The sequence below is a fragment of the Paenibacillus taichungensis genome (genome assembly GCF_003287275.1).
In the GTDB taxonomy this organism is placed as follows: Bacteria; Bacillota; Bacilli; order Paenibacillales; family Paenibacillaceae; genus Paenibacillus; species Paenibacillus taichungensis_A.
Genome location: NZ_QEVW01000016.1, coordinates 24021 through 35181, shown reverse-complemented (window position 1 = coordinate 35181; position 11161 = coordinate 24021). Strand labels below are relative to the sequence as shown.

The window sequence follows — 11161 nt, the reverse complement described above, 5'->3', positions numbered from 1 at the left end:
ATCTTATCACATCCGAACCAAATTTGCAAGCTCTTTTTTTAAGTTTCTTTCGAAGCTTATTTCATTCGCTTGCCGCACCGTGTTTCTCGTGTTTTCTTGGCCGGAATTATAATATACCATGTACAGTTTTGTAATGCAAGCTTTATTTTTAATTTATCTGTGAGCGGTTCTCTTTTTCTCACTACTCCGATTATACTTTACACGATACTCATCTCGCAGCAGCAACTACCTTTCCAAACTTGGGAGAATAGCAGTTCTCTCATTGCACCAGTTTCTATTATATATAGTAGAGTACCTTTCAAACTGGTTGTATCCGTCTTGCTGTTAACTCATCTCAATCAGATATACCGACCTGTCCAATTCATAATCATTTATAAAACTAAAAAAACAGGATCGGCTGTTTCCGCTCCCGCTTTCCTGAGTTATAGATGTTTTTATTTGAGTATAAAGATCAGGGTCTGATGATCTCACCATCCGAGCCACTTACATCAAAGAAACCAACCTTATGTTTCCTAGCCAACTCACTCATCATTTTATAGGCTTCTTCCGCAACAGACCACGCGAATGCAGCATAAATCACTTCTTTTCCTAGTGAGTATTCTGTTAATCGATTATCTGTTCCCGCTTCCTCCATTGCTTCAAACACATCGTCGTCTACATTCATAGAAGGAAATGTCAGAATAAACTCTTCGTAAAAACATTGCAGCTGCTCTGAGCTCACCTTAATGTCTGAATAGGAATGATCCTCCGCCCACTTTGTCTGCTCACCATACCATCTCATAAACGACGCTTTATCAACTGGAGCTTTGGCTGGATCAAAAACCATCAAATCATAACTCATGTATGTTCCCCCTTTATATATAGAAGAAAGTCAATTTGGATCTCCCACAGATCAAGAATATCCCCTACGTAGAACATTTCAAAGAGTCTCCTGTCCCTTCTTTTAGAGCTAACGCTACATATATAAGAAACAAAAAGAGCGAAAGCCCCGTTAAAGTTCAAGGCTTCCGCTTCTTTCAATTGCATAAATAAGCAATACATTATTAGTATCTGACCCAATTCATTCAGTCAAACCTTTATTCTCCACCGATAAATACATACCGGCATATAACAATGATAGCCAATATCCACATAAGCCAGTGGATCTTCACTTTGCGCTCGGTAACCAGATTACCGAATACGGCCAAGATTACATAGGATATAATCCCTGCGGAGATCCCGTTTGCAATTCCTCCAGTGAAAGGCATCAGTACAATGGTAAGGAACGCCGGGAAAGCTTGCAGGAAATCATCCCACTCAATGCTGCGAACCTGACTCATCATCAAAACACCCACGATAATCAATGCTGGAGCTGTTGCTGCGGACGGAACAACCAATGCCAGCGGAGCTATAAACAAAGCCAGGATGAACAGGATACCTGTCGTTACAGAGGTCAGACCTGTACGTCCACCAGCTTCGACGCCAGAGGCACTTTCGACAAAAGCGGTAATTGTACTTGTACCCAGTGCAGCCCCTGCACTTACACCTACTGCATCGACAAGCATTGCTTTACCAACTGTTTTCTCACCTTTTTTCTTGTCCTTCATAATCCCCATTCGTGTTGCTGTACCTACCATCGTTCCGAATGTGTCAAACAGCTCTACAAAGGTGAAGATGAAGATGATTTCGAACAATCCAAGACTAATGGCACCTTTCAAATCCAGTTGTCCAACTGCCAGATCACTAAAGTTAGGCATCCAGCTTGCACCGGACAAGCCGCTGAGATTCGTAACGCCCATTGGGATACCAATCAACGTTGTGGCAATGATACCGATCAGCAGTGCGCCTTTGACGCGCATAACCATCAGTATAGCGATAATGAACAGTCCAATCAGAGCCAGTAATGCATCATGATGCGTGATAAAATTACCTAAAGACAGGTTAAAACCGCTCCCTGGAATCGGTTGGCTCAGATCCGCATCAGGCGCAACATTGACTGTTACAGCCACCAGATTAGCCAGTTTGAAACCCACAATGGTAATAAAGAGACCAATACCAACCGTAATTGCCATCTTTAATGAGTCCGGAACTGCAACGAGCAGCATTTGACGGATTTTGGTTACAGTCAGAATAATGAATACAATACCTGAGAGGAACACAGCTCCTAGAGCTGCCTGCCAGGTAATCGCGCCGTTGGAGCTCAGAACTACGGTCATGAAGTATGCGTTCAAACCCATACCCGGTGCAAGGGCAATCGGAATATTAACAAACAATCCCATAATGATGGTCATCAAACCAGCACCTACGGCTGTTGCAAAAAATACTGCATTGTCCGACATACCGGCTCCGGCTGATCCCAAGAACAACGTGTTTACGAAAAGAATGTACGCCATTGTCATAAAGGTAGTAAGACCCGCAACAATCTCCGTTCTAACGTTCGTTCCATTTTCTTTTAGTTTAAAGAAACGATCCATAATTCACTAACTCCCCCTTAGAGATGTTGAAGCCATATTGAAAACCGACAAAACGACAAATACCCCTGAAGATGAAATATATCACCCAGGGTTTTAGCTGACGAGGAGTGGCACTGTGCCAATTACGGAGAACAAAAAAAATTCTAATGTGCGAGATGTCATGCCCGACGCAATCATGTAGAATTCATGTGCTCAGCCTTATCCTCTTCGTAGCCAGATCATTAGGGTGATCTCGTAGAGACTCCCAGGCCAAATCCCCGGGATTATACGAAGTAGTATGCGTTTTTTGTGTGTTTCCCATCACTATTTTAGGAGGGATGCCTCTAGTTTGTCAATGATAAAAACGAATATTACCCTCGCTCAGCTTATAAATCGTTCGTATTATTTAACAAAATGAACCAGTTCAGCGGTTTACAACCCAAATTAAAATTGGGTTTACATTAAGTTTTCATGTGTATATGTCGATCTTGCCACAAGTTTTCTCTTCATCTACAACAATAAAAAAGCTACCATAATCAAAGCGCATGCCCTTTGATTATGGTAGCTTGATCGGTCTTCTAGAAGATGGTTATGTGGTGAGAATAACGTTTCTTAATATCCATTAGCTTAGGTAACGGAGCAAGCGGCGACGATCACCAGATCATTTTTTACACGATAAGTCCTACGTCCTTAAATTTCTGTCTGAAGTCCATCCCTTACCTGCTGTTGTTCTTGATTGGTGTTAGCCGTTGACCTTTCATATAACTCCTGATTCTGGGCTTGATCGGAAGACGAATCTGCTGCCTCTAAATTAACAAATGAAGAATCCCCTGCACCAAGAGCCAAGTCCTGCATACCCGAGCCGCATCCTGCCAGCATCACCATCAGAAACGCACTTCCAATGCCCATCTTCCATTTGCTCATATTGTCGGTTTTACGCATACATTCAATTCTCCTTTCAGTTGCCATATAGCCGTATTCTGCACTCAGTGTACAAGCCCCACATGAAAATAATCTGAACCGAACCTAAAAAAGGAATTAAATATTCAAAAATTCATCCTTGTACCACCATCCGCTCTCATCCCACATGCCTGCTGACATTATCGCCTGCTTCGCCACTTTTTGCTGTTTGGCACTTTTCAAATGAACGATCATTCTTTCCAAAGATTTATGATGAATCAGGGATTCGATATCTTCGGCGGTAATATGTTTCATTTGCAGAAGAGCGAGCCCTTTCAGGCTTTTGGAAGTCTTTGCCCAATCGATACTCTCTACCTTCACATTGTTCAGGAAAACACGCTGTAATTCAGTCAAATTCTCAAGAGACGGCAGACTCGTTAGATGTGGCTGGTCCTCTATCCCTAATAAGCGTAATCCCTTCAGTTCATTCAATACGGATAAGTCAGATAAACCTTTCACTCTTAGGAGCTTCAACAATTGCAAGGATTCCATGCCCGCAAGGCTATCCAGATTCTCTGCTCCACCAAAACTGAGATGAAGTTCGTGCAAATCCGTTAATTTTTTCAAGTATCCCAATTCCTTTAATGGCATTCCCGAAATATATAGGGACCGAAGTGATGATAACGTTCCGATCGTTTCGATGTTAGTTGTATGACCATTCACACTCAGCGTTTTAAGTTCAGTAAAGCGGTTAAGTATGGACAAATCCGTTTTCTTCGTTTTGGTTTTGCCGATGCGGAGCTGCTCTAAAGAGTTAGGTACAACTGTTAATACATCAAGAGATTCCGCTTCGAATACGTCAAAAGCAAACTCTTTTAGCCTTAGCAATTCAACTAAGCTCTCAATCCCATGAATGTGTCTGGTGCAATCAATCACAAGCTTTTCTACATGATTCATATATCTTAGAAAAGACAAGTCGCCAGATTGCGAATGAAAGCCATATATACGAAAAGTAACATCAGGTCTGTTTGCAAAAAGCTCCTCATCCAAAGTCTGAATCAGGTTCACATCCGGGATATTGTGCTCGCTGTATTGAACAATCTTTAGCTCAGGATGAGCCGTAAGTGCGGTAACCTCCTCACGAGTCCAACCGGGGTTGAGTTCGATTCTTTGCTTCATCCGTCGTAGTTCCTCCTTGCACAGTATTCTTCCTCGTACTATCTATTTGCTGGTCCATCTTTATCATAAATCAAAGTATAAATAACGTCTGGTGCAAACACAAAATGAAAAGAAAAAAGAGACCGAAGCTCCTTTGACGGAAACTCCGATCTCTTGTTATTAAATCTGGATAGATAACTTCTATTCCCACTCAATCGTTGCTGGTGGTTTGGAAGTTACGTCATACACGATACGGTTTACGTTATCCACTTCGTTAACGATCCGCACAGAGATTTTCTCCAATACGTCCCAAGGGATACGTGCCCAGTCAGCTGTCATACCGTCGATGGACGTTACGGCACGGATACCTACAGTGTAGGAATACGTACGTGCGTCACCCATAACCCCAACACTCTTCATGTTAGGCAGCGCTGTGAAGTATTGCCAGATCTCGCGATCAAGGCCCGCTTTGGCAATTTCTTCACGCAGGATGTAGTCCGAATCACGAACGATTTTGAGCTTGTCCTCAGTTACTTCGCCCAGTACACGGATGGCAAGACCCGGACCTGGGAACGGCTGACGCCATACGATTGCTTCTGGCAGACCGCACTCTTCGCCGACTTTACGCACTTCGTCTTTGAACAAGGCACTCAGTGGTTCGATCAGCTTGAAGTTCATGTCTTCAGGCAATCCGCCCACATTGTGGTGGGATTTGATGGTTTGAGCTGTCGCTGTGCCACTTTCCACGATATCCGTGTACAGTGTACCTTGCGCCAGGAATGCAAAATCATCAAACTGCTTGGACTCTTCGTCAAATACGTAAATAAACTCGTTACCGATAATTTTACGTTTTTGTTCCGGATCATCCACGCCTGCCAGTTTGGACAGGAAACGCTCTTGTGCATCGATTTTGACAACTTTCATGTCGAATTTGCCGACGAACGTCTCCATTACGCTCTCCGCTTCGCCTTTGCGCAGCAGACCATGGTCGATAAACATACATGTCAGTTGGTCACCGATGGCTTTGTGAAGCAATGCAGCAACAACGGAGGAATCTACACCGCCGCTAAGTGCGCACAATACTTTACCGTCGCCCACTTTTTCACGAATATCTTTGATCGTATCTTCGATAAACGTCTCCATGCTCCAGTTGCCTTCACAACCACAGATTTCGTACAGGAAGTTTTTGATCATTTCATTACCGCGAACAGAGTGGCGTACTTCTGGATGGAACTGAACAGCATACAATTTGCGCTCATCGTTGCTCATCGCTGCGATTGGCGCACTTTCCGTGCCTGCATCCAGTTTGAATCCAGCAGGAAGAGCAACCACATGATCACCATGACTCATCCATACCGTATGTTCACCCTCAATACCTTGTGCGAGAGCTGCACCTGGTGCAAACTCAATATCCGCTTTACCATACTCACGCTTCTCAGAACGCTCCACTTTACCATCCAGCTGTTGCGCCATGAGCTGCATACCATAACAAATTCCGAAGATTGGCAATCCCAGATCATAAACGGCCGGATCTACGTGTGGTGCATTTTCTGCATAAACGCTAGATGGTCCACCCGAGAACACGATTCCCTTTGGTGCTAATTCTGCGATTTTCTCCGCCGGTGTGTTATACGGCAAAAGCTCGCTGTATACGCCCAGATCCCGGATTCTTCTGGCGATTAACTGGTTGTATTGGCCCCCAAAGTCAAGGACAACCACTATTTCATTTTGCTTATTCATTACCGAGCCTCCCTCAATTAATGAAACTAATTATACGCAACGACAAAACATACCGTCAAGGAAAGGCGAAACTCCTTTTTTCGACATCTCAAAACATGGCATTTTCAACGCCTGAGATTATGGTAATTTGATCGAATATTCTCGCCTGCATCTATATATTTCCCGATCGGAAATATAAGAAAAGGGTTATGCACTATTTTCATCATACAAGAGATCTCCCGCATGGAAGCTAATAGTGTATGGTCGCGGAAAGACGCCTCGTTCGCTTTAGGGGCGAGAAAGGCGTCCTATGTTTTAGCGCGGCGCTGTACTTCGTGTTACAGCGCCTGCATGCGCCGGGCCAGTTGAAGTGCCCGGCGCAGGAAGTCCAGACTGTCCGCGCGCAGCGGACGGTCCGGCCCGTACAGCAGCCGTTCCCAGTCGGCTGCGAACCGCGCGATGTCCGCGCCGTCCGTGCCTGCGGCCACGGCGGGTGACGCTGCATATTCACGCAGCGTCATTCCCGGCGGCCGCGGGCCGTAGCGGCGCGCGAGCGCGGTCCAGACCGGAGCGGCGGCGCTGAGCAGCCGCTCGCGGTCCGGAAAGCTGCTGCGCGGCCACGCCAGCAGCAGCCTTAGCCGCAGCGCGGGGCGAAGCCGCCGCATGCGGATGGCCCCAGCGGCGCACAGCAGCGCTGCTGCCGCAAGGGCTGCCGCGATCCATGGGTGCGCGGCAATGGCCCGTGCGCGGGCGAGCAGCCATGCGCCCGCGTGAGCCGCCCCGCCGTCCGTCTGGGGCGGGGTTACGGCAACGGGCTGCTGCCCGCTGAGCGCAGCGGCGTCTTGGCCTTCACCCTGCGTCATGGTGAAGCCTGGCGTAGCCTCGAACGGCATCCAGCCCGCGCCTGGAAAATACACCTCTACCCAGGAGTGTGCATCTCCCTGGGTCACAATGTATTGCCCGGAAACGCCCGCATCCACTTCCCCGGGTCCGAACCCCTTAACCCAACGTGCCGGAATACCCTCTGCACGCAGTAGCACAATCATGGCTGTGGAAAAATGATTGCAATACCCCTGCCGTGTAACGAATAGAAAATCGTCCACAAAATCAGTTCCTCGCGGTGGCATACGGGTATCCATCGTATATTCGGCGTGGTCGGCAAGGTAAGTTTTTACAGCCTGCACGGCATCATAACGGGTCTCACTTCCCTGAATGATTTCCTTGGCAAGAGCCTGCACACGTCCGGGAAGCGTAGTGGGTAGCTGCAGATACGTTCTGCGAATTGCGGACGGATCTTTCATGTTGGACCTCTTCCCCAGAAGTCGTAGTTGTTCAGGTGTTGCCACGGGAATCATGATGTCTGCCGTATAACTTTTGACCGGTTGATCATCATAAGTAGCCGCGAGCCATAACGTTGCCGAATCTTCATTTGATAGCAGTAAACGTTTATTTTTCTGATTATCACTATTCTTATCCTGAAACGAAAGATTGAGTGGTATTCCACCTGTAAAGAGGGGATTGGGCCCTCTCCATTCTCGCTTCATCGTTACCGTTTGACGAATACGTTGCCAATAGGCAGGGTACTCCCAACTATCGGTTCGCACCAACCCGGATGGACTTGCCGTCTCAAAACTCTGCACAGGATCACTCCAGGTGCTTCCGTTATAATATGAACGGGTCTCACCCCGCCAATACGTAGCTTCCGGACTTTTTGCCGTAAAAAAAATCGTGTCTCCCTGCACCAAAGGTGCGCCCATTGGTGCATCCGCTGTACTATATCCTGTGACGGCAGTTGTTGCAGGAATACTTCCGTGCTGTGTGTAGCCTGCCCAGCGGGCCAAACGTTCACCCATCTGCTCAAGTGAAATACGTTCCGGTGGAGGAATGGAAGCAAGCTGACCAGGGATCGCTGAGAAAAGTACCATGCCTGCCGATACCCCAAGCGTTACCGTACACCAACGACCATAAGGACTCTGCTTGAAGATCGGTGTTGTGACCCCTCCATTAAGACGAAGCAACTGCAGCATGGCCTGCATGAGTAGAATCCATAGCACAGAACGTATCACCGAAGCATACACATCCAGCCCGGCAAAGGATTCAAGCAGCAGCAAATAGACCAATGTTGCACTTCCAAACAGCATTACACTTCTTCGTAGTAATACAAGCGATTGCACAGAAGCCATTAGCATGCTCCAGCCGCACATCATGAGCAGCCCTCTTGTCTCCACACTAATCGAGTTAAAACGCCAGGTGTTCGTAAAAGTCCCCATATCTGCAGAAAGAGTCGTTGGATAGGTAGCAGCCCATCCAGCAGGATCATTGCCTCCATACATGCAACATAATGCGGCTAGAGCAATGCAGAGCCTGATCAGTATTCCAGAGACCCACCCAGTACGAATCAACCCAGCGAGCAGTAAAGCTCCCGTTAACCCTGCCATCACGGACAAGAATCGTTCACTACCTTGCTGACCCGTTGTCGTAACAGGATATATCCACTCCAGGGACAAAATAAGCAAAATGGCAGAAAGACCGATTCTGTAAAGGAGAGGCTCCGAACTGTAGCCGGGACTCTTCAACTCAACTCCAGATGTTCTAGTTTCCGCTTTATATATGGAATGCACAGACTCTGATCCGAAACTGGTGATGTGCCCCCTGTCAGCCACAGTGGAATTCGCTTGAGGATTTCCATTATGCTCCCACATCCGTTACCTCCGCCTTTCTCATTGAAGGTAAAGAGCCGTCAGTAATCCAATGGATCTGTACTCCACTTTGACGAAGCTGTTCCAAACTTTCATTATCCATGTCACGAATGGTTTGATCGGTTAACTGAACTTCTACCCTGTATCCCAACCCGATTGCACACATTACCCACTCCACCAAAGTGTCATCCATTTTGCCAGTGAGAATCATAATGCGTGACCCCAGCGCCATTCTATCCAACATCTCTGTGCGAAGCGATGGAGATACAACTTGAGACGTAGCAATTCGTGCCTGTGCCAGCTTGTCCAACGCATGGATTTCAGGAGAGTTCAGGAGTTCTTGTTTCCATTTCTCCTGCTGAGCAGATCCTGACCCACCGCCTTCCGTCCACAGTTGATACGGAATGTTGTCACGTTCAGCGGTATGAATCCAACGGGCAGCTACACGGACCGCACGTTCAAAGGCAGACGTATCTCTCTTCTCTGACTGGCGCACTTCATAACCGGATGCACCTTCATACATCAGTATACCCAGTGAGACAGAATCGGAGGTTTCAGGCAAAAAAGTCTGAAGCTTACCCGTTTTGGCCGTGCTTTTCCAATGAACACGCCCCAGCGGGTCTCCTTGCTGATATTCCCGGAACTCAGGACTGCGATTCCCCTGACTGCTTCTTCGCTCAGACAGCGCATCTTCACCCATAGCCGAGTATTCTCCGTGATCATTCTCGTCCCATTCCGCTGCTTGAGGAACAACAATTAGCGCGGTACGATTCACCGTCTCTGCGGAGACTGTATTCCACCCGAAAACATCGCCCCAGTACAATCTGCCTGACTCCCATCTGTACACACCTCTTCGCAAACCCGATAATTCATATTGATACGTAAACTGGCGACGGGTCCCTGGAAATAGTAATTTACGATGTACGCCAGCAGGTGTATTCTCACACAGAATGACCCATAGCAGTGGAATCGGGCAGTCGAATTTCAGTTCCACCGATACCCGTGTTATTTCGCCTGCTACAACCCGCTTCGCTTGCATTTGCCGCCGAATGTTAATATTGCGCGGACCAAAGAAATGGATAATCAGCGCGCTTGCGAGCATCAAGGCGGCCACAATGGACAGAAAAAGCGCGGCTTTGCCGCCATGCCATACATATAGAGAGGCAAATGCCACGACCAGGACAGCACCCAACATCCGTTGACCCAGCGCAGTCATTGACGCCGTCCCCTTCCCTGTGCCGTCATCTGTACAGGTACCGGGACTGATGACAGAGCTTCCTGAATCACCTGCTCCTGTGCCCAGATTTCCGCTCTGTTCTGGGCTTTTAATTGAATGCGATGAGAAAGAACGGGTACAGCCATCTCTTTCACATCGTCAGGGATGACATAGCTGCGTCCTTGGAGGTAAGCAAACGATTGTGCTGCAGCCATCCAGGCCAATGTTCCGCGCGGGCTGATTCCCAGTCTTACCGCCGGGTGACTTCTGGAGGCAACGGCAACAGCAACCAGATACTGTTTGACAACAGAGTCCACATGTACATGTTTTACTTCACGCTGCATGGCTACGACTTCTTCAGCAAGCATGACAGGGCGAAGTTCATCGAGCAGTTCTCTGCTTTGCATCCGGGTTAACAGTTCAACTTCCTGCTCCGGATCAGGGTACCCCAGTCCAATCTTCATGATAAAACGATCCAGCTGCGCTTCAGGCAAACGATAGGTGCCCTCAAACTGCAACGGATTCTGCGTCGCCAGCAAAAAGAATGGGCGCGGCAAAGCATAAGTTGTGCCATCCACCGTAACGCGCCGTTCCTCCATCGCTTCCAGAAGTGCCGACTGGGTACGGGGGGAAGCGCGATTGATTTCATCGGCCAGCACAATATTGGACAGGACGGGTCCTGGTCGAAACTTAAATTCTCCCGTATGCGGATGATACATCGACGTGCCCGTCACATCTGCCGGCATCACATCCGACGTGAACTGAATTCTTCCCATGGAGCAATCCAGTGCAGAAGAGACTGCGCGAACCAGCATCGTTTTGCCTGTACCCGGTACATCTTCCAGAAGTACATGACCTCCACTAAGCATTGCAGTTAACACATAACGAATCTCTTGTTTTTTGCCAATGATCACACTTTCTACTCGCTTCATAACTCTATTCAGCAATTCTACGGCATGTTCATGTTCCATTCGGATATAAGACATTTTTCTAATCTCCTTCCATCCATCGGCATTCCTGAAACATACTAATCTATG

At 47.6% G+C, this 11161-nt stretch carries 8 protein-coding genes and 1 riboswitch; all 8 genes read right to left on the bottom strand.

The annotated features are described in order from the left end of the window. Positions 1-451 precede the first annotated feature (451 nt). The 8 genes from DC345_RS24025 to DC345_RS23990 all read right to left on the bottom strand — a co-directional run bounded on the left by DC345_RS24025 (position 452) and on the right by DC345_RS23990 (position 11110). Complete coding sequence (locus DC345_RS24025; protein WP_113055358.1) at positions 452-841, bottom strand: hypothetical protein; 390 nt, start codon at positions 839-841, stop codon at positions 452-454. A 235-nt stretch (positions 842-1076) separates the two neighbouring features. Continuing rightward, on the bottom strand, positions 1077-2453 hold the full coding sequence (locus DC345_RS24020; RefSeq protein WP_113055357.1) for an NCS2 family permease: 1377 nt from the start codon (positions 2451-2453) through the stop codon (positions 1077-1079). A gap of 190 nt (positions 2454-2643) precedes the next feature. Next, positions 2644-2744: riboswitch (purine riboswitch) on the bottom strand. Positions 2745-3122: 378 nt separating this feature from the next. Continuing rightward, positions 3123-3374 carry a hypothetical protein gene (locus tag DC345_RS24015; RefSeq protein ID WP_113055356.1) on the bottom strand — a complete coding sequence of 84 codons (252 nt, stop codon included), beginning with the start codon at positions 3372-3374 and terminating at the stop codon, positions 3123-3125. A 96-nt stretch (positions 3375-3470) separates the two neighbouring features. After that, complete coding sequence (locus tag DC345_RS24010) at positions 3471-4511, bottom strand: leucine-rich repeat domain-containing protein (RefSeq protein ID WP_113055355.1); 1041 nt, start codon at positions 4509-4511, stop codon at positions 3471-3473. Between the two features lie 180 nt (positions 4512-4691). Next, entirely contained in the window at positions 4692-6230 is a 1539-nt protein-coding gene (guaA, locus tag DC345_RS24005) for a glutamine-hydrolyzing GMP synthase (RefSeq protein ID WP_113055354.1), read from the bottom strand. Between the two features lie 317 nt (positions 6231-6547). Next, positions 6548-8911: a DUF4129 domain-containing transglutaminase family protein gene (locus DC345_RS24000; protein ID WP_113055353.1), complete on the bottom strand. Its 2364-nt coding sequence runs from the start codon at positions 8909-8911 to the stop codon at positions 6548-6550. Continuing rightward, positions 8898-10124: a DUF58 domain-containing protein gene (locus tag DC345_RS23995; RefSeq protein ID WP_113055352.1), complete on the bottom strand. Its 1227-nt coding sequence runs from the start codon at positions 10122-10124 to the stop codon at positions 8898-8900. The genes DC345_RS24000 and DC345_RS23995 overlap by 14 nt, the downstream gene beginning before the upstream one ends. Further along, the gene (locus DC345_RS23990; RefSeq protein ID WP_113055351.1) at positions 10121-11110 is read right to left on the bottom strand and encodes an AAA family ATPase; all 990 of its coding nucleotides are present in this window, start codon (positions 11108-11110) and stop codon (positions 10121-10123) included. Before DC345_RS23990 ends, DC345_RS23995 begins: the two co-directional genes overlap by 4 nt. Between the last annotated feature and the right edge of the window lie 51 nt (positions 11111-11161).

Excerpts from the sequence above, each read along its gene's own strand:
- guaA (WP_113055354.1), bottom strand. The coding sequence starts at position 6,230 with ATGAATAAGCAAAATGAAATAGTGGTTGTCCTTGACTTTGGGGGCCAA.
- DC345_RS24015 (WP_113055356.1), bottom strand. The coding sequence starts at position 3,374 with ATGCGTAAAACCGACAATATGAGCAAATGGAAGATGGGCATTGGAAGT.
- DC345_RS23990 (WP_113055351.1), bottom strand. The coding sequence starts at position 11,110 with ATGTCTTATATCCGAATGGAACATGAACATGCCGTAGAATTGCTGAAT.
- DC345_RS23995 (WP_113055352.1), bottom strand. The coding sequence starts at position 10,124 with ATGACTGCGCTGGGTCAACGGATGTTGGGTGCTGTCCTGGTCGTGGCA.
- DC345_RS24020 (WP_113055357.1), bottom strand. The coding sequence starts at position 2,453 with ATGGATCGTTTCTTTAAACTAAAAGAAAATGGAACGAACGTTAGAACG.
- DC345_RS24010 (WP_113055355.1), bottom strand. The coding sequence starts at position 4,511 with ATGAAGCAAAGAATCGAACTCAACCCCGGTTGGACTCGTGAGGAGGTT.
- DC345_RS24025 (WP_113055358.1), bottom strand. The coding sequence starts at position 841 with ATGAGTTATGATTTGATGGTTTTTGATCCAGCCAAAGCTCCAGTTGAT.
- DC345_RS24000 (WP_113055353.1), bottom strand. The coding sequence starts at position 8,911 with ATGTGGGAGCATAATGGAAATCCTCAAGCGAATTCCACTGTGGCTGAC.